The organism is Streptomyces caeruleatus, from assembly GCF_001514235.1.
Classification (GTDB): domain Bacteria; phylum Actinomycetota; class Actinomycetes; order Streptomycetales; family Streptomycetaceae; genus Streptomyces; species Streptomyces caeruleatus.
On the sequence record NZ_KQ948928.1, the window covers coordinates 631,674 to 650,158 of the forward strand.

The 18,485-nt window shown below is 71.9% G+C and carries 11 protein-coding genes and 3 pseudogenes; 4 read left to right on the top strand and 10 right to left on the bottom strand.

The features are described 5' to 3' along the window. Positions 1 to 816 precede the first annotated feature (816 nt). Positions 817 to 1,155 (top strand): S41 family peptidase, encoded by a 339-nt coding sequence (locus tag AQJ67_RS47690; RefSeq protein ID WP_062719976.1) that lies wholly within the window; start codon positions 817 to 819, stop codon positions 1,153 to 1,155. A gap of 37 nt (positions 1,156 to 1,192) precedes the next feature. Here the strand turns inward: AQJ67_RS47690 and AQJ67_RS18225 are convergent, their stop codons facing one another. From AQJ67_RS18225 to AQJ67_RS18250, 6 genes and pseudogenes are all read right to left on the bottom strand, one after another. Beyond that, positions 1,193 to 2,458 carry a lanthionine synthetase LanC family protein gene (locus AQJ67_RS18225; RefSeq protein WP_062719977.1) on the bottom strand — a complete coding sequence of 422 codons (1,266 nt, stop codon included), beginning with the start codon at positions 2,456 to 2,458 and terminating at the stop codon, positions 1,193 to 1,195. A gap of 66 nt (positions 2,459 to 2,524) precedes the next feature. Further along, entirely contained in the window at positions 2,525 to 2,965 is a 441-nt protein-coding gene (locus AQJ67_RS18230) for a hypothetical protein (protein WP_062719979.1), read from the bottom strand. 60 nt (positions 2,966 to 3,025) lie between these two features. Next, positions 3,026 to 3,819, bottom strand: a pseudogene (locus tag AQJ67_RS18235) (polysaccharide deacetylase family protein). Between the two features lie 84 nt (positions 3,820 to 3,903). Continuing rightward, entirely contained in the window at positions 3,904 to 5,325 is a 1,422-nt protein-coding gene (locus AQJ67_RS18240) for a family 43 glycosylhydrolase (RefSeq protein ID WP_062719981.1), read from the bottom strand. 92 nt (positions 5,326 to 5,417) lie between these two features. Next, positions 5,418 to 6,917: a family 43 glycosylhydrolase gene (locus tag AQJ67_RS18245; RefSeq protein ID WP_062719986.1), complete on the bottom strand. Its 1,500-nt coding sequence runs from the start codon at positions 6,915 to 6,917 to the stop codon at positions 5,418 to 5,420. 150 nt (positions 6,918 to 7,067) lie between these two features. Beyond that, positions 7,068 to 9,776: a SpoIIE family protein phosphatase gene (locus AQJ67_RS18250; protein ID WP_062719988.1), complete on the bottom strand. Its 2,709-nt coding sequence runs from the start codon at positions 9,774 to 9,776 to the stop codon at positions 7,068 to 7,070. Positions 9,777 to 10,103: 327 nt separating this feature from the next. On the opposite strand from AQJ67_RS18250, the gene AQJ67_RS49350 reads away from it, so the two are divergent. Next, positions 10,104 to 10,250 carry a hypothetical protein gene (locus AQJ67_RS49350; RefSeq protein ID WP_244190486.1) on the top strand — a complete coding sequence of 49 codons (147 nt, stop codon included), beginning with the start codon at positions 10,104 to 10,106 and terminating at the stop codon, positions 10,248 to 10,250. Positions 10,251 to 10,408: 158 nt separating this feature from the next. After that, entirely contained in the window at positions 10,409 to 10,561 is a 153-nt protein-coding gene (locus AQJ67_RS49355; RefSeq protein WP_244190487.1) for a hypothetical protein, read from the top strand. Here the strand turns inward: AQJ67_RS49355 and AQJ67_RS18260 are convergent. From AQJ67_RS18260 to AQJ67_RS18270, 3 genes are all read right to left on the bottom strand, one after another. Then, positions 10,553 to 11,692 (bottom strand): PP2C family protein-serine/threonine phosphatase, encoded by a 1,140-nt coding sequence (locus AQJ67_RS18260; protein WP_208614988.1) that lies wholly within the window; start codon positions 11,690 to 11,692, stop codon positions 10,553 to 10,555. The two genes, AQJ67_RS49355 and AQJ67_RS18260, sit on opposite strands and share 9 nt — an antisense overlap. A gap of 130 nt (positions 11,693 to 11,822) precedes the next feature. Continuing rightward, positions 11,823 to 12,602, bottom strand: a complete 780-nt coding sequence (locus AQJ67_RS18265; RefSeq protein ID WP_062719991.1) for an IclR family transcriptional regulator — start codon at positions 12,600 to 12,602, stop codon at positions 11,823 to 11,825. A gap of 206 nt (positions 12,603 to 12,808) precedes the next feature. Continuing rightward, the gene (locus tag AQJ67_RS18270; protein WP_062719993.1) at positions 12,809 to 14,875 is read right to left on the bottom strand and encodes a SpoIIE family protein phosphatase; all 2,067 of its coding nucleotides are present in this window, start codon (positions 14,873 to 14,875) and stop codon (positions 12,809 to 12,811) included. Positions 14,876 to 15,072: 197 nt separating this feature from the next. On the opposite strand from AQJ67_RS18270, the pseudogene AQJ67_RS18275 reads away from it, so the two are divergent. Beyond that, positions 15,073 to 17,575, top strand: a pseudogene (locus tag AQJ67_RS18275) (SpoIIE family protein phosphatase). Positions 17,576 to 18,017: 442 nt separating this feature from the next. Here the strand turns inward: AQJ67_RS18275 and AQJ67_RS18280 are convergent. Then, a pseudogene (locus AQJ67_RS18280) lies at positions 18,018 to 18,485 on the bottom strand (Accumulation-associated protein); the annotation flags it as partial.

An 18,485-nucleotide genomic window follows, 5' to 3' on the forward strand; every position in this document is an offset into this window, starting at 1 on the left:
CTGAAAGGGAAATCCGCCTACCGCTGGCTCACGGCATTAGCACCCGCGCTCTCCGTCGGATGCACGGCCGAGCGCCTGTGCGCCGGGCTCGACGCGGAGCGGACGGCGGCGGTGCGGCGGCTGCTCGCCCAGCTGGTGCGCAGCGGCTTCCTCCGGGTTCGCCGCGTCGAGCCGGAGGGACTGCTGGACGCGGACCCGAGCCCGGTTCGCCGAGCAGATCTCCTTCCTCGCACATCACACGGACACGCCGCAGGCCGCCTTCCGGAAGGTCAGGGAGGCCAGGGTGCTGGCGATCGGCGAAGGCCCCGCCGCCGCGTCGGCGGTACGTCTGCTGCTGCGCAACGGTGTGCGGCAGGTGGCCCTGTGCGGCTCCGTCGACGACGCCCCCGACGGCCTGGAACTGTTCCCCGGGCAGGACGACGCGGCCGTCCTCGGGCGAGCCGCGAGCTGGCGCCCCGCCGCCCTCCTCGTCCTCCCGCAAGGCCCGTCGGCCGGTCTCGTCGCCGCCCTCGCCGACCACGCCGCGCAGCGCGGACTGCTGTTCCTCGCCGGGGACGCGAGAGCCGACCGACTGCTGCTCGGCCCACTGGTGCGGCAAGGCGTGACGGGTGACGCATGCCGGCACTGTCTCCAGCTCAGGATCGCGCGGACGGAAACCACGGAAACGTCGGCCGCGCAGGGGGATCCGCCCGTCGAGCTCTTCCCGGAAGAGCACACGGGAACCCCTGGTCGCCCACCCGTCATGCCCGCACTGCAGCCACGAGGAAACTCTCGGCGAATGCACCGAACGCATGCTGGAACTGTCCTCCGGACGCCATGTTCACCGGTTCGGACGGGGACGTGGCCACCGCCGCCGTCAAGGCCCTCGGCATCGGCCCGGTCGTCGGCAACCGCACCTGGGGCGGCGTGAACGTGATGGACTGGAACTTCTCCCTCGCCGACGGCACCGGCCTCATCCTCCCGCGCGAGGCCTACTGGCTGACCCACCAGGGCTGGCACGCCGAGAACCACGGGATCGCACCGGACATCGAAGTCCCCTGCACCCCCGAGGACTGGCTCCAGAACCGAGACCCCCACCTGGAGGCGGCGGTACACGCAGCCCTGACCCGCCTCACCGCACAACCGCCGGCGACACCACCGCGTCCGGCCTGGTGATACGAGGCCACCTTCGCGACAGAGCCCCAGACAGGGCCTAGGCCCGCGGCGCCGGCTGGTCGGGCCAGGCGAAGGCGTAGGCGGGCTCGCCGCCCCGGCTGATCCTGGTGTAACGGAGGAGTTCGCGCACGATGCCCGCGTTGCCCATCGCCCAGCCGGTCTCCGGTTCGAGGTCGGTCGGGTCGGCGCGGTGCTCGACGTTCGACCAGCGGGCGCCCGCGGCGTCGCGGACGGCGTGCGAGGCGATGTCGGCGACGAGGACGTCGGCGAACTCGGGGGAGTCGCCCTGCTCGGCGATCCGGTCGCAGGCCAGCGCCAGCACGCCCGCCGTACCGCAGCAACGGCCGTTGTTGTCCCAGAACCCCGGACGCAGCCGACGCGGCACACCGGAGTGCCTGACGGTGTGCCAGCAGCGGTCGGCGAGGGCCGGCCAGGGGGCCGAGTCACCGAACAGGTCCCTCAGCAGCCGGAAGACCTGGGCGTCACCGCTCGGCCCGTGACACCAGCCGTAGTTGTACCGCTCGACGACGTCGGGGCGGTGGTGCGGGTCGGAGTGCGGAACGAGAAACCCGTCGGGCCCGCCCTCGCCGCGTGACACGACGTCCGCCGCACCGGCCAGCGCGAGCTCGACGAGGTCCTCGCGCCCGGTCGCGTGGCCGACCGCGGCCAGCCCGTACACGATGCCGAGCGTGCCGTGCGAGATGTGGTGCATACGCCCGGGTGCGCCGGGCCGGAACTGCCACCGCACCCCCGCAGGGGTCTGCTCGGCACTGCGGGCGTAGGGCTCCACCGCCTGGACGGCCAGATCCTCCGCCCCGAGCAGAAGCGCCCCCAGCCCGATACCCGCGTTGCCGCCCATCAGCTCGTACAGCTCACCCCAGCGCTCCCCGTCGAACCGCGACCGCACCAGCCCCACAGCCCGGTCCGCCGCGTGGCCGGCCGCGGTGTCGCCCAGGTCGTCGTGGACGGCCCGCAGCACCAGGGCCATCCCGATGCGTCCGAAGTACAGGGAGTCGTCCTCCACACTCTCCACGGCCCCCGCCAGCCCACGGGCGGCGCGCAGGGCGACATCCGCGTAGGAGTCGTCACCGAAATGCCGCCAGGCCTCCAGGAGGACCGGAACGACTCCGGCCGTGCCGTTGTAGAGCATGGGTTCCAGCCCGCCGTCGGAGGCCCTGACCGGCCACCCGATCCCGCCCTCACCCCCGTCGTCCCGCGCGACGGACACCAGCCACCGCAGCCCCTCCACGGCCAACGCCTCAACTTCGCCCGCCGCCAACCCCGTTGCCTCAGTCGTCGCCATGCCTTCACTCTGACACGGTCACCAGCCAGGCAACCCCGCGGACCACACCCCCGGCGCCCCGCCCTCTCAGCCTCCCCGAAGCAACCGATTCACAGCCCGCCCGAACACATACCGCCCCACCGGCCCAAGCACCCCGTCCCATCCCCCCGGCAGGCCCCGCACGCCGATCTCCTCCCGCCACACCACCCGCGCACGCCCGCCCGGCCCGGGCCGTACCTCGATCTCGGCCCAGCCCCTGACCACCCGGCCCCGCTTCTCCAGCCGGCACAGCCCCGGCGTGTCGTCGCCCGGTGGCTGCCACACCGTGACCTCCATCGGGTCGGCGAAGGAGAGGGGGCCGATGCCGGTGCGGGCCACGACGAGGGTGCCCTCGTGGGTGGGTGCGCAGGGGGTGACCTCGATGCGGGTCAGGGGGACGGCCCGGGCGTGGCGGGGCCACTGCGTGAGGCGGCGCCAGGCCTCGTCGAGGGGGAGCGGAGCCGTGCGTTCGAGCTGGAAGTTCGCCACGAGGGGATCTTAGGGAATCGGACCTGGTCGTAGGCTCGGTCGGCCCCGGGGCGCCCGGTCCTACCGGTACACCTTCCCGGCCTCGGCTTCCCCCGGCGCGAGCAACTGCGGCACGGTCACGAGCACGAAGCCGCGGGCCTTCAGCGCGTCGATGATCCCGGGCACGGCCGGGACGGTGCCGTCGTAGAGGTCGTGCAGCAGGATGATGCCGTCGCGGTCCGTCTGGGCGACGACGCGCTGGTGGATGAGGGCGGAGTCCTTGGTCGCGTAGTCCTTGGCGGTCACGCTCCACAGGACCTCGGCCATGCCGAGTTCGCGGCAGATCTCGTGCACCGTGTCGTTGGTCCGGCCCTGCGGCGGGCGCATCAGTGTGGGGCGCCGTCCGATGAGGCGCTCTATCTCCTTGTTGGGGCGGTCCAGTTCCTCACGTATCTCGTCCGGCTCCAGCTCGGTGAGCCGGTGGTGGTTCCAGGTGTGGTTGGCCACCTCATGGCCCTCGTCGGCCATGCGTCTGACGAGCTCCGGGTACTTGGCGATGTGGTTCCTGCCCATGAGGAAGAAGGTCGCGGGGACCTGCTTGTCCTTGAGGATGTCGAGCAGTCGGGCCGAGTGCTCGCTGGGTCCGGCGTCGAAGGTCAGCGCGACGCTCCCCCAGAGGGGGTGCCCCCATTCGCTGCGCTCGCCTTGCGGCAGTCGACGGTGCCGAGGCGGGCGGCCTTGGTGTGGGACGTGGCCTGTGCCCGGGCTTCGCCGGGCGACGTGGTGTCCAGGCGCACGTACTGCGTGAAGGCCACCAAGGAAGCGGCCGCCACCAGAACGGCAGCGGCACACAACCAGACCCAACGTTTCTTCATCTTGTTGATCGGAAAGGCATGCGCGACTATGCATGGCGAGTATACATGTCATGCATAGTCAAGACTCCGGCCTGACCTGCGGGTTTACTGCGCGTAGAACGTGGCGTCCGCCCGGTCCGTCGCTGTGCTCGGCGCCTGCACCTGGAGCAGGTAGTCGTAGTGCCGGACGTAGCGGCCGGGGAAGTTGTACGACTCGTACGAGACGCCCGCCGAGTCGGCCAGCCCGGCCCGCTTGTGGAAGCTGGCGTCGGACGCGAACTGCGCGGTGCCGTCGTTCTTCTCCAGCCACACCGCGAAGTTCTTGTGCCGCAGGTAGTAGCCGGGGAAGTTGGCCGACTCCAGCGACACCGTGCCGCTGCCGGTCAGACCCGTGACCACCCGGAACTGCGAGTCCGCGAGCGGGGAGACATTGGCCTCGATGCGGGCGCGGTACTCCCAGTGCCGGATGAAGCGGTCCGCGAAGTTGTACGACGAGAAGCGCTGCGGCGTGACCCCGTCGGCCACCGGGATGCCGAAGTCGGGGGTGCCGTCGGCCTTCCAGTACAGCTTCTGCACGCGGGTGCGGCGGTTGGGGTCGTTGAGCGGGTCGCCGGTGATGTCCTTGTAGCTGCGGTCGTGGTAGACGAGGATGTCGGACTTGCCGTCCTCGGAGACGGTGAACGAGTTGTGGCCCGGCCCGTACTGGCTCGTGCTCGCGTTGCTGGTGAACACCGGCGTGGAACTCTTGCTCCAGTTCGCCGTGTTGAGCAGGTCCGCGCTCGCGGAGGCGGACAGCAGACCCAGGCAGTAGTTGCTGTCGGTGGCGCTGGCGGAGTACGTCATGAAGACCTTGCCGCCGTGCTGGATCACCGCCGGACCCTCGTTGACCTTGTAGCCGACGGTCTCCCAGGAGAGGGTGGGTCGCGACAGCATCACCGGAGTGCCGGTGATGGTCCAGGGGTTGGCCATCTTCGCGAGGTAGATGTCCGTGTTGTTGTTCACGGACGGGTCGCGCTGGGCCCAGGACAGATAGCGCACACCGTTCACCACGAAGGTCGTGGCGTCCAGCGAGAAGCTCTCCCACTGGGTCTTGATCTGCCCCTTCTCCGCCCAGGTCGCGGTCAGCGGGTTCGCGCCGGTGCCCTCCAGGACGTACATCCGGATCGCCCAGATGTCGTTGGTCGCCCCGGCGGCGAAGTAGACGTACCACTTGCCGTCGATGAAGTGGATCTCCGGCGCCCAGATGTGCGCGCCCATCACACCGCTGGCGTGCTTGGTCCAGATGGTGGTCTCGGGGGCCGTCGACAGGCCCTGGATGGTGGTCGCCCGGCGCAGCACGATGCGGTCGTACTCGGGGACGGTCGCGGTGAAGTAGTAGTAGCCGTCGGTGTGTTTGAAGATGTGCGGGTCGGCCCGCTTCTCCGCGATCGGGTTGGTGTAGGTCACGGCGGGGGAGTCGGGCACGGCGGCCTGGGCGGCGGGGGCGGGTCCGACGAGGCACGCCGCGAGGGCGACGAGGACGGCCATCAGCAGCCGTACGGCTATGCGTCTCAAGGGAGTTCTCCGGGTCAGAGAGATGATCAGGGGGCGATCAGAGGGCGGTGATCAGAGGGCGGTGATCATGTGGTGGGGACGAGCTTCCACTGCTGGCAGTTGTTGTTCAGCCACGTCCACTGCCGTACGTCCGTGCCGTTCGCCGTGCCGCAGTCGGCCACGTCGGCGACCTTGCCGGTGGACTCGTTGACGATCCGGACGTAGTCGCCGCTCGCGGTGTGGACGAGGCGGTAGCGCTGGCACTTGTTGTTCAGCCAGGACCACTGGCGGATGACGGCGCCGTCGGCGGCGGAGCACTCCGCGGTGTCCATCACCTTGCCGGTGGCGACGTTGACCAGCCGGTTGGTGTCGTCGCCGAGGTCCTCGACCTTCCACTTCTGGTTGGTCCCGCCGGTACAGGTCCACTGGGAGATGTCGGTGCCGTCGGCGGTGTTTCCGCCGTTCACGTCGAGGCACTTGCCGCTGTTGCGGTTGACCAGGGTGTACGACGCCGGCGTCGCGGCCGTCTCGCCGGACGGGCCGGGCAGGGTGGTGCCGAGGGCGACGGGGGCGCCGAAGTTCGGGGTGCCGTCGGCGTTCCAGGTGAACTCCTGGGCGCGGGTGGTGCGTCCGTTGCCGCAGCCGCCGTTGGACGCGGAGTTGGCGTGGTAGACGATCCAGTTCTCGGTGCCGTCCGGCGAGGTGAAGAAGCCGTTGTGGCCGGGGCCGTAGACGCTGTTCGCGTCACTGCGCTGGAAGACCGGGGTCTGCTTCTTCGTCCACGAGGCCGGGTTCAGCGGGTCGGAGCCGGTCAGCTCCAGCTGGCCGAGCTTGTAGTCGGCGGTCTGGCAGGAACTCGCCGAGTACGTCAGGAAGGTGCGGCCGCCCCGGTAGAGCGGCTCGGGGCCCTCGTTGACCGGGCTGCCGGAGCGCTCCCAGTCCAGGGTCGGGCTGGAGATGATCGTGAAGGTGTTACTGGCCAGGGTGTACGGATTGCTCAGCGGGGCGATCACCAGGCTCTGGGTGCTGCCGTTGATGAACCCGCTGCCCAGCAGGTACAGCTTGTCGCCGGCCTGGAGCACGCTCGCGTCGATCAGCCAGCCGCCCGGCGTGAGGTTGGACCCGGTGAGCGAACCCTTGTAGGTGTACGGGCCCATCGGGTCGGTGCCGGCGCTCTCCAGGACATGGGTGCGCTGGGAGTCGCAGCAGGCGGCGCCCGCCTGGCCGGCCGAGTAGTACACGTACCAGTGGCCGTTGAACAGATGCATCTCCGGCGCCCAGAAGTTGGTGTTCCGGGTCGACGTGGTGTCCGAGTACACCTGCACGTTGGGCGCGGTGGCGAGGCCCGCGAGGGTCGGCGACTTGCGGATGCCGAGGATGCCGGTGAACGTCGTGGTGATCAGGTAGTAGTTGCCGTCGTGGTACTGGAGCCAGGGGTCGGCACCCTTGAACGACTTCAGCGGGTTCGTGTACGGACGGCCGTCCGCCGCGGTCGCCGGCTGGGTGGTCGCCACCAGGGCCAGCAGTGCGGCGAGCACACAGAGGATCAGCGATCTGTGACGTTTCCTGAGGGGCGTGTGAGACATCTGCTGAGACATCCGGGGCATACGAGACCGTTCTGTCCGTAATTTCGAACCGAGTTCGTGATTCCGATCGCGATCGGGATCAGAAAGATAGAAGTGGGCCATGTTCCCGTCAACGGTTTCGTCGCACGCGCTTCACGAACGGCGCGAGCTTCACGGACCAGGCGTGCTTCCCGAACCGTGCTCGCCGCCGTCGGCCAGCGGCTGTTCCGTCCAGATCACCTTGCCGGTCGCCGTGTACCGCGTGCCCCAGCGCTCGGCGAACTGCGCCACCAGGAACAGCCCCCGGCCGCCCTCGTCCGTCGTGGCCGCACTGCGCAGGTGCGGGGCGGTGCTGCTGCCGTCGGAGACCTCGCAGATCAGGGCGCGGTCGCGGATGAGGCGCACGCGGATCGGGCCGGTGGCGTGGCGCAGGGCGTTGGTGACCAGCTCGCTGAGGATCAGCTCGGTCGTGAACGCCTCCTCCGCCAGGCCCCAGGAGTCCAGGGTCCGGGCGGCCGCGGCCCGGACCCGGGCCACGGCGGCCGGGTCGTCCGGGTCGTCCCAGGTCGCCGCGCGGTCGTCGGCGAGCATCCGGGTCCGGGCGACGACGAGCGCGACGTCGTCGCGCGGCCGCTCCGGCAGCAGGGCCGCCAGGACCGCCTTGCAGGTCTCCTCCGGCGTCCGGCCGTGCGTTGGCGGCGTCGCGGCCAGCGCCCCGCGCAGCAGCGCGAGCCCCTCGTCGATGTCCCGCCCGTGGTCCTCGACCAGCCCGTCCGTGTACAGGACGAGACCGCTGCCCTCGGACAGCCGCAGCTCGGTCGCCTGGAAGGGCAGGCTGCCGCCCAGGCCCAGCGGCGGTCCGCCGGTGACCGAGGGGAACTCGACGTCGCCGTCGGGGTGGACGACGGCCGGTTCGAGGTGGCCGGCGCGGGCGAGGGTGCACAGCCCGGAGGACGGGTCGTACACGGCGTACAGACAGGTCGCCCCGGTGACCGGCGCGATCTCGCCGTCGCCGCCCTCGTCCTGGTCGATCCGGACCACCAGCTCGTCGAGGTGGCCGAGGAGTTCGTCGGGCGGCAGGTCGAGCGTCGAGAAGTTGTGGACCGCCGTACGGAGCCGTCCCATCGTCGCCGCCGCGTGCAGCCCGTGCCCCACGACGTCCCCCACGACCAGCGCCACCCGCGCGCCCGGCAGCGGGATCACGTCGAACCAGTCCCCGCCGACCCCGCCCTGCGCCGCCTGCGCGGGAAGATAGCGGTAGGCGACGTCGAGGCCGCTCTGGTCGGGCAGGGCCCGCGGCAGCAGACTGCGCTGGAGCGTGACCGACAGGGTGTGCTCGCGGGTGTAGCGACGGGCGTTGTCGATGCTGACGGCGGCCCGCGCGACCAGCTCCTCGGCGAGGGAGACGTCCTCCCGCTCGAACGGCTCTGGCCGGTCGGCCCGCCAGAAGGTGGCCATGCCCATGATCACGCCACGGGCGCGCAGCGGCACCGTGAGCATCGCGTGGATCCCGAACCCCACGATTCTGTGGGCGTTGTCGGGGTCCTGGTCCTGCCAGCCGGAGAAGGCGGGCATGTCCGCCTCCAGCACGGACTCGCCCGTGCCGAAGCCGAAGGCCTGCGGGCTGGCCGGGGAGAAGTGGATCAGCTTGCCGATCGGATAGAGCGGACTGCCCTCCCGTACGCCCCGGAAGGCGACCCGGCGCATGTCGGTACGCCCCTCCTTCGGCTCCTCGCCCCGCAGCACCGGATCCGCCAGGTCGACGGAGACGAAGTCGGCGAACCGGGGCACCGCGAAGTCGGCCAGCTCCTGCGAGGTGCGGGTGACGTCGAGGGTGGTGCCGATCTCCAGACCCGCGTCGTACAGCAGCTTCAGCCGCTCCTGCGCCACGTCCGCCCTGCCGGTCAGCGTTCGCAGCTCGGTGGTGTCCCGCAGCGTCGCCACGCTGCCCGGCGGCCCGCCGTCCCGGTCGGTCGCCCGCTGGCTCACCGCCAGCAGCCGGCCCTGCGCCAGATGCACCTCGTCGGTGGCGTCCCGCCCGGACGCGAACAGCCCGGCGAGATCGCTGCCGATGCCCAGGGCGAGACAGGGCCGCCCCTCCGCGTCCGAGCCGAGCCCCAGCAGCCGGCGCGCCTCGTCGTTCGCCAGCGCCAGCCGGCCGTCCCCGTCCAGGATCAGCACGCCCTCGCGTACGGCGTGCAGGACGGCGTCGTGGTGCTCGTACATCCGGGTCATCTCGGCGGGCCCCAGCCCGTGCGTCTGGCGCAGCAGCCGCCGGCTGACCAGCGCGGTCCCGCCGGTGGCGAGGGCGAGCGCGGCCGCCGCCGAGGCCAGCAGCATCGGCAGCTGGTGGTCGACGACCCCGCCGACGCTGGCCAGCGTCACCCCGGCCGCCACCAGTCCGACGACCCGGCCGTTGTCGTCGGTCACGGGGACGACGGCCCGCACGGACGCCCCCAGCGTCCCGGTGTACGTCTCGCGTACGGTCCCGCCCGCCACGGCCGGTGCGATGGTGCCGACGAAGTGCTTGCCGATCTGGTCCGGGTCGGGGTGCGTGTACCGGATCCCGTCGGTGCTCATCACGACGACGAAGTCCACGTCGGTCGCCTCGCGCGCCGCCTCGGCACGCGGCTGCAGCAGCACGGCCGGATCCGGTTGCGCCAGGGCGTCCACGACACCCGGCGCGTTCGCGAAGGCCTCCGCCACGGCCAGGGACCGGTTGCGGGCCTCCCGCTCGGTGTCGTTGCGCACCTGGAGCACCAGCGCCACCACCGCGGCGACGACGAGGAGCACGACGATCGCCGCCTGCAGCACGAACACCTGCCGGGCGACGGTACGCACGCTCACCAGCGAGCGCAGGCGGCCGAGGACTGCGGCCATGCCTCATTTCTAACACCGTTCGACGGACCGGGCACGGCTGTTGGCCGGGATCGGCCCTCCGGACGGGTCGGCAGCGGGTGCCCGGCCGGTGGGTGGCTCAGGGTGTGGATGAGCCCGGTCGTCAGGACGAGGTCCTCGCGGGCGATCGACGCGAGGAGGTGCTCGTCGGGGGCGTGCTGGAGGCAGCCCGGGTAGGAGTGCGGCAGGGGTGGGCAGGCCGAGGACGTCCGTGAACACGGCGTCCGGCAGGGAACCGCCGATGTCGGGCAGGACGGCGACCCGCCGTCCGGCGACCTGCTCGCCGGGTTCCGGCGCGAGCACCCCGACGTGGCGTTCCGTCTGGACGTCGTGCCCCGCGAGGAGGCGACGCGCCGGGTGGTGGAGGGGATCGCCGACGTCGCCGTCACCTACGCGATGGGGCCGCAGCACGACGTCCGCGTGGAGTGCGCCCGGCCACGAGCTGGCCTGCCGTGACCGGATCGGCCTCGCGGAACTGTGCGCCCCCCCCCCCGCTGGCCCTGGGCTCACCCGGCACCAGCCAACGCGAGCTCGCCCCGCAGTACGCGTTCGTACGCGCCGGAGGCGGCCTCGCCCTGGTCGGGGAGCTCGCCGGAGATCCCGGGGCCGAGGGCGTGACTCACGTACGCGTCGACCACCCGGTCTTCCGGCAGCGCGAGGCCCAGGTGCAGACGGCCCTCGGCCGCCGGCTGCCGTGGCCGGCCGCCCGGTTCACGGAGTCGCTCGTGGCGACGCCGGGTCCGGGGCGGCCGTCGGACCTACGGTGAGCACGACCGCACGCGCCCGGCGTCGGACACCTCGCGGGCGCCGACGGCCGTCGCGGCGGCCTGCGGCATGCGGAGCAGCAGCAGCGCCGCGTCGTCGTGGAGCCGGCCGCCCACATGGGCCAGCAGCTCGTCGTGGAGCGCGGTGACGGTGCGCACCGGCTCGTCGCTGGTGTGCCGCTCCAGCCCTTCGGCGAGCGGGTAGAACTCCCGGTCGTGGTCGCGGGCCTCGGTGACACCGTCGGTGTAGAGCAGCAGCTGGTCGCCGTCGGCGAAGGGCAGCACCTGGAGTGCGGGCGTCTCGCCCGAGAGGGTGCGCAGACCGAGCGGCGGCGCCGGACGGTCCGGCTCGACCGGTACGACGACGGAGTCGCGCACCAGCAGCGGCGGCGCGTGCCCGCAGTTGACGACCTCCAGCTGGCCTTCCCGGGGGTAACCGGCGACCACGGCGGTCACGAAGTCGTCGCTGCCCAGGTTGCGGGCCAGGCTCCGCTCGATCCGCGCGACGACGGTGAGCAGGTCGGGCTCGTCGTAGGCGGCCTCGCGGAAGACACCCAGCACCAGAGCCGCCGTCCCGACCGCGGGCAGCCCCTTGCCGCGTACGTCGCCGACGATCAGCCGGACACCGTAGGGCGTGGACACGAGCGCGTAGAGGTCGCCGCCGATCCGGGCCTCCGCCGCCGCGGCGCTGTAGCGGACGGCCACCTGGAACGGGCCGACGGTCGCCGGCACGGGCTGGAGCAGCGCGTGCTGGGCGGCCTCGGCGACGGACCGGACCGCGGCGAGCACCCGCTCGCGCCGCCCGCGCAGCGCGCTGGCCAGGCTCCCGGCCAGGGTGACGGCCATCAGCGCGGTCAGCACGACGGCCAGCTCGCGGCTCTCGACGTCGTCGCGGACGCCGAGGACCGCGCCGAGGGCGGCGGCGAACAGTCCGAGGCAGAGGACTCCGCGCGGGCCGTTGGTGGTCGCGGCGAGCGCGGGTCCGACGGCGAGCAGCGGCAGCCAGGTCATCCCTGATCCGCAGACGAGATCGACGAGCACGATGGCGGCGACGATCAGGATGGGCAGTACGGGCGTGGTGGCGACCAGTCGCCTGGGCCAGTGGTCACGACCGTGGTGCGGGGCCTCGCTCATGTCTTGTCGGCTGTCCTCACCTGTGAGCAGGGGCATATGCCCGGTATAAGTACGTTTTATCTAGGAAAACGGTCCGGCCCCGGACAGGACAAGGAGAGGGATTTCAGATAGTGAGCGAGGGCTTCACTGATCACACGGTGAGCGAAAGACCCCTGGTCACACGGCTCGCGGTCGGCAGCAGACGCGCCCTGACCTCCTCCAGACGGGCCCGCGTCTCCTCGATACGGGACCGCCGGTCCGCCCGCAGCGAGACGCCGAGCGAGCCGAGTGTGCTGCCGCTGTAGACGGGCACCGCGACACAGACCGTGCCGAGGGAGTACTCCTCCATGTCCGTGACCGCCGGGGCCAGGGGCGAGGAGTCGAGCCGCCGGATCAGCTCCGGACGGTCGGTGATCGTCCTGGGCGTGAGGTCGGGGAGCGCGTGCCGGGACAGGTAGTCCTTGCGTGACTCCTCGTCCAGCTCACGCAGGACGGACTTGCCCAACGCCGTGGCGTGCCCGGCGTCCTCGAACCCCACCCACAGATCGACCCGGGGCGCGCGCGGGCCGTCGACGATCTCGGCGACCCGGATCTCGCCCTCCTCGTAGAAGGTGAGGTACGCGGCGGACGACAACTCGTCCCGCAGCGCCGCGAGCGTGGGGCGGATCCGGCTGAGCAGCGACTGCGCCTGCCCCGACGTGTGCAGTGTCTCCAGCTTGTCGCCCAGGATGAACCCGCCGTCGTCGAGCTTCCGTACGTATCCGTCGTGGACCAGCGTCCGCAGCAGGTGATACGTCGTGGCCAGGGGCAGGCCGGTCTCCCGCGCCAGTTGCTTGGCCGGCGCGCCGTTCTGGTGCGCGCTCATCGCCTCCAGCAGACGGAACGCCCGCTGGACGGAGCCGATGAGCGTGGGGCCGCTGTCCGCACCCATAGGAACAGCCTGCGCCGGGAGCGCGGCCCGGGCAAGGCGGAACCGGCCGGTTCGGGGCTCCGGCGGACCAGCCGGCGTCGCGGGGGCCGCCGCGCCCCTCCCGCACTGCCATAAGGGCGCGGTGCACCGCCATCGCCCGTGCTCACCCCCTGCGTTGATCACCTGCCGTTCCGCGCCACCGGCCTGATTCCGCTCGGCCGGACCGCCTACCGCACCCGCGCCATGAGCAGCGCGACGTCGTCGTGGTCGTCGGGATGGCGCAGGCCGTACAGGAGGAGGTCGCAGGTCTCCTCCAGCGGTCTGCGGGGTTCGTCGAGGAAGCCGAGGAGGACGTCGAGGCGGTCGTCGATGGGGTGGTGGCGGGTCTCGACGAGGCCGTCGGTGTAGAGGACCAGCAGATCGCCCGGGCCCAGGTCGATCGTGGTGGTCTCGAAGGAGATGCCGCCGACGCCGAGCGGGCCACCGGTCGGCAGGTCGAGCAGCCGCGGCGCCCGGCCGGGCCGGGCCAGCGCGGGCGGCATGTGTCCGGCGTTGGCGATGTGGCAGCGCTGGGTGCGGGGGTCGTACACCGCGTACAGACACGTGACGATGTAGTGCTCCAGATCGCAGGTGATCTTGTCGAGGTGCTGGAGCACGGTGCCCGGATCGAGGTTGAGGTCGGCATACGCGCAGGTGGCGGTGCGCAGCCGGCCCATGGTGGCGGCGGCGTCGATGCCGTTGCCCATGACGTCGCCGACGACCAGGGCGGTCTCGTCGTCGTCCAGCGGGATCACGTCGTACCAGTCGCCGCCGACCTCGCTCGTGGCCTGGGCGGGCTGGTAGCGGGAGGCCAGCTCCAGACCGGTGTGGTGCGGGGGATGGTCGGGGAGCAGGCTGCGCTGGAGGGTGAGCGCGGTGTTGCGGACGCTCTGGAACCAGCGGGCGTTGTCGATGGCCACGGCGGCCCGGCTGGCCAGCTCGGCGGCCAGGACGACGTCGTCCTCGTCGAACGGCGCCGGATTGCGGGTCCGCTTGAGATCGAGCGCGCCGAGCACCTCGCCGTGCGCGATCAACGGCACGGCCAGATACGAGTGCACGCCCGCCCGCGCCAGCAGCGAGGTGGCCTCCTCGTCCCGGGCGATACGCGGCAGATCCCGCTCGCCGACATGCCGTACCAGCACCGGCCGGGCCGTGTGCACGCACAGGGTGACCAGCCGGTCGCCCTCGTACGCGGCGAGGTCACCGGGCGGGTCGGCGGCACGCAGCGCCACGCTCGGATACGCCGACTTCAGGGCGAGGGCGCGGAACAGCTCCGGGCCGTTGTCCGGTTTGCGCATACGGCGGCAGGCCAGCGCGGAGTCCAGCACGTCCACGGCGACCACGTCGGCCAGCTCGGGCGAGGCGACCTCCGCCAGCTCGTGCGCGGTCCGCTCCACCTCCAGCGTGGTGCCGACCCGGGTGGAGGCGTCCGCGATCAGGGCCAGCCGGCGCCGGGCCCGGTCCGCCTCCGCGGACGCGCGGTGCCGCTCGGTGACGTCGACGAACGAGATGGCCGCGCCCAGGACCCGCCCGCCGGGATCCTCCAGCCGGTAGAAGGACAGCGACCAGGCGTGCTCGTTGTCGGGGTCGGCCGGCGGACGGCCCACGTGGTACTGGTCGAGCAGCGGGGTGCCGGTGGTGAGCACCTGACGCAGCGCGGACTCGATGGTGTCGATGTCCGGCAGCGGCAGCGTCTCCCGCAGCCGACGCCCGACGTGGTCCTCCGCCGGGGTGGCGTCGATCCGCTCCAGCGCCGGGTTGACCAGCAGATAACGCAGGTCCGGGTCGAGCAGGGCGAAGCCGATCGGGGACTGGTTGATCAGCCGCTCGCACAGCGCCAGATCGGTCTCGACGCGCTGGAGCAGGGAGTGGTCGGCGGCGATGCCCAGAGCGTAGACGTCACCGAGGTCGTCCAGCAGCCGCATGTTGCGGAACTCCGTCAGCCGCGTGCTGCCGTCCTTGTGCCGGACCGGGAAGGTGCCGGCCCAACTCCGGCCGGTCTCCAGCACCTCCGTGAACAGCTGCACCACGGACGGCAGGTGGTCGGGGTGGATGAACAGCCGCGCCGCGTGCGTGCCGAGCGCCTCCTCGGCGGTGTAGCCGAACAGCTCCTCGGCCTGCGGGGTCCAGAACACCACGCGCCCGCCCGAGTCGACGACCACCGCCGCCACGCTCAGCACGTCGAGGAGCCCGGTCGGGCGGGGCGGCTCCGGGTCGTACCCGCCTGTGCCGGACTCGAAGGATCCAGCTGTCATCGCAGCTCCTCCTGGACCGGGCCGGCCGGACCCGCCGACCTCGACCACGGCCGGGTACCACGCCTGAGCCGACCGGCACCTCCATGCTCCCTCCGACCGCCACCGCCCGCCCGCCGGCCCGGGCCCGTGCGCATCGGGCGGACAAGCAGGAACATGGTCCTGTGAGGACGGGACCCATGGACGCTGCGTGAGGACCCATGGATGCTGCGCGAGAAGGACCTGAGGCGCCCACGTCCGCAGGACCGAGCGCGCTCTTCGACGCGTCCACCGACGCGGCGGCGGTCGTGTCCGCACACGGTGTCGTCCTCGGCTGGACGCGGGCCGCGGAGGAACTCCTCGGCCGGCCGGCGTCCGAGACCGTCGGCACCTCCGCCGCCGACCTGCTGGCCATGCCGGGCGACCCCGTCCGGGTGGCCGGTGTCGCCGAACGCTGCCGGGCCGGCATGGGATGGAGCGGCCTCATCGCCGTACGACACCGGGACGGCCGCCGGATCGACGTGGACCTGCGGGTCTCCGCGTCCTTCCGGATCGGCGCCGACGAGTGCTTCCTGATCTCCGCGCGGGAGCGACGACCGCAGTGGGCGGTCGACCAGTCCGTCCTCGACGGGTTCCTGACCCGCTCACCGGTCGGCATGGCCGTCATGGACACCCGGCTGCGCTACGTCTGGCTCAACGACACCCTGGAACGCTTCGGCGGCGTCCCCCGTGAGCAGCGCCTCGGCCGACGGCTGAGCGAACTGCTGCCCGGCCTCCAGGCCGACACCCTTGAGGGCCTGATGCGCAAGGTCCTGGACACCGGACTCCCGGTCACCGACTACGAGTACGTCGGCTGGAGCTGGGCCGACCCGCACCGCCAGCACGCCTACTCGACGTCCTTCTTCCCCCTCGTGGACGGCGACAACTCGATCACCGGGGTCTGCTACATGGTCCTGGACGTCACCGAACGATGGAACGCCCGCCAGCTGTTGTCGCTGGTCAGCGAGGCCGGGACACGGATCGGCACGACGCTGGACGTGCTGTGGACGGCGCAGGAACTCGCCGACTTCGCCGTGCCCCGGTTCGCCGACTTCGTCGTCGTGGACCTGCTGGAGCCCGTGCTCAGCTCCGAGGGCCACGGGGCATGGCTGCCCGACGCCGGACCGGCACCCGCCAAGCCGGTGATGCGCCGGGCCGGGATGAGCTCGGTGCGCGAGGGCTGCCCGGAGGCGGTGGCGCGGATCGGGGAACGGGTGGACTTCGTCCCGCCCCCGCACGGCGCGAACCTGCTCATCGACGGCGGCCCGATCCTCATCCCGGTCCTCGACCCCTCCGACGCGCTGTGGACCACCGAGCAGCCCGCGCGGTCGGCCAGCATCCGCGAGTTCGGACTGCACTCCCTCATCTCCGTACCGATGCGGGCCCGCAACACCGCCCTCGGCCTGACCACGTTCATCCGCTCCCCGCAACCCCGTCTCCTTCCAGCCCGACGACGTCCTGGTCGCCCAGGAGCTGGTCGCCCGCGCCGCACTGTGCGTCGACAACGCCCGCCGCTACACCCGCGAACACACCGCGGCGGTCACCCTCCAGCGCAGTCTGCTGCCGCAGGCCCTCACGGGCGGTACGGCCCTGGAGGTGGCCTCCTCCTATCTGCCCGCGGACCCGTCCGGCGGGGTCGGCGGCGACTGGTTCGACGTGATCCAGCTGTCCGGCGCCCGGGTGGGCCTGGTCGTCGGCGACGTCGTCGGCCACGGCATCGCGGCGGCGGCGACCATGGGCCGGCTGCGCACCGCCGTACAGACCCTCGCCGACATGGAGATGCCGCCCGACGAACTGCTGGCCCACCTCGACGACCTGGTGCTCCGCCTCAGCGAGGAGCAGACCGACGAGGAGGCGACCGAGGCGGCCCGCCAGGGCCGGACCGGCTTCCTCGGCGCGACCTGCCTCTACGCCGTCTACGACCCGGTCACCAGACGCTGCACGATGGCCCGGGCCGGCCACCCGCCCCCGGTCGTCGTCGCGCCCGACGGGCAGGTCTCCTTCCCCGAACCCCCGGCCGGGCCGCCGCTCGGGCTGGGCGGGATGGCCTTCGAGGCCGGTGAGATCGAACTCGCCGAGAACAGCCTCCTCGGCCTCTACACCGACGGCCTCGTCGCCGCCGCCGACCGGGACATGGAGCGCGGCATGTCCCGGCTCGGTGACCTGCTGGCCCGGCGGGACTGTCGCAACATCGATGTCGAGGGCGGGCACTCCGATCTCGACACCCTGTGCTCCTCCGCGGTACGCCACCTCGTGCCCGCACCCCAGCCCGACGACATCGCCCTGCTCCTCACGCGCACCCACGCGCTGGGCGCCGAGCACGTCGTCTCGTGGGAGGTGCCCGTCGACCCGGCCGCCGTCGCCGACCTCCGGGGCCGGGCGACCCGCCAGGTGGAGTCCTGGGGCCTCGGCGAACTCGCCATGACGACCGAGCTGATCGTCAGCGAACTGGTCACCAACGCGATCCGCTACGCCGAACCCCCCATCCGCCTCCGCCTCATCCGCGACTCCCGCCTCACCTGCGAAGTGGCCGACGCCAGCAGCACCGCCCCCCGACTCCGCCACGCCCGCAGCACGGACGAGGGCGGCCGGGGCCTGTTCCTGGTGGCCCAGCTGTCCCACCGCTGGGGCGCCCGCTACACGCCGGTCGGCAAGATCATCTGGGCGGAGCAGGAGATCCCGTAGTCCCGCCGGACACGGCGACGGCCGACGTGGCGGCGGCGTCGTCGACGGTGGTCGGCCCGGCGGACGGGGCGGGGGCGGGAATATGGAACCGTGCGGGACGGGTGCATGCCTGTCACTGGCGCCGAGACGCACGGCATGCTGTCGACGGCCGCACGACGGCGGCTGGTCCGGGCAGCGGCGTGCGGGTAGGGACGACTATGTGTCGTCGGGCCGTCCGCCACCATCCTCTGCGCGATCGGAATCCCGTATCCGGTTCATCCACGCCATGGATGACCACGACTCAGCGAACTCCGCGGGCTCGGCTGGGCGGATTCCCGTACGTCGGCGGACGCGGGGGAGGAACCGCTCAGCCCAAACTGGCAAGCCGGGCCCGGATGTCCGGGCCCGGCTTCCATCCACGTGCGACCTCTCCTAAGGGGCCGACATCAGCGTCCCCTCGTCATCACCACCCGTGCTGCTTCTTCTCGTGCCCCGAGTGCTTGGGCTTGCTCGGGTGCTTGGGGTAGTCCGGCTTCTCCGGGTGGACCGGCTTGACGGGGTGAGCCGGCTTGACCGGGTAGGCGGGCTTGATGGGGTACGCCGGCTTGACCGGGTGAACTGGCTTTGCGGGGTACGCGGGCTTGATGGGGTGAACTGGCTTTGCGGGGTACGCGGGCTTGACGGGGTGAACTGGCTTCTGGGGGTAGGCCGGCTTGACCGGGTGCGCGGGCTTGGCCGGGTAGGCCGGCTTGATGGGCTTCACCGGATAAGCGGGCTTGACCGGCTTCGCGGGGTAGGCGGGCTTTTCCGGGTACGCGGGCTTGACGGGCTTGACCGGGTAGGCGGGCTTCTCGGGATAGGCCGGCTTGACGGGTTTCACCGGGTACGCGGGCTTCTCCGGGTAGGCGGGCTTGACCGGCTTGACGGGGTA

Coding starts and splice junctions, on each gene's coding strand:
- AQJ67_RS18240 (WP_062719981.1), bottom strand. CDS start 5,325: ATGGCCGTCCTCGTCGCCCTCGCGGCGTGCCTCGTCGGACCCGCCCCC.
- AQJ67_RS18270 (WP_062719993.1), bottom strand. CDS start 14,875: ATGACAGCTGGATCCTTCGAGTCCGGCACAGGCGGGTACGACCCGGAG.
- AQJ67_RS18225 (WP_062719977.1), bottom strand. CDS start 2,458: ATGGCGACGACTGAGGCAACGGGGTTGGCGGCGGGCGAAGTTGAGGCG.
- AQJ67_RS18265 (WP_062719991.1), bottom strand. CDS start 12,602: ATGGGTGCGGACAGCGGCCCCACGCTCATCGGCTCCGTCCAGCGGGCG.
- AQJ67_RS47690 (WP_062719976.1), top strand. CDS start 817: ATGTTCACCGGTTCGGACGGGGACGTGGCCACCGCCGCCGTCAAGGCC.
- AQJ67_RS18245 (WP_062719986.1), bottom strand. CDS start 6,917: ATGTCTCACACGCCCCTCAGGAAACGTCACAGATCGCTGATCCTCTGT.
- AQJ67_RS18250 (WP_062719988.1), bottom strand. CDS start 9,776: ATGGCCGCAGTCCTCGGCCGCCTGCGCTCGCTGGTGAGCGTGCGTACC.
- AQJ67_RS18260 (WP_208614988.1), bottom strand. CDS start 11,692: ATGAGCGAGGCCCCGCACCACGGTCGTGACCACTGGCCCAGGCGACTG.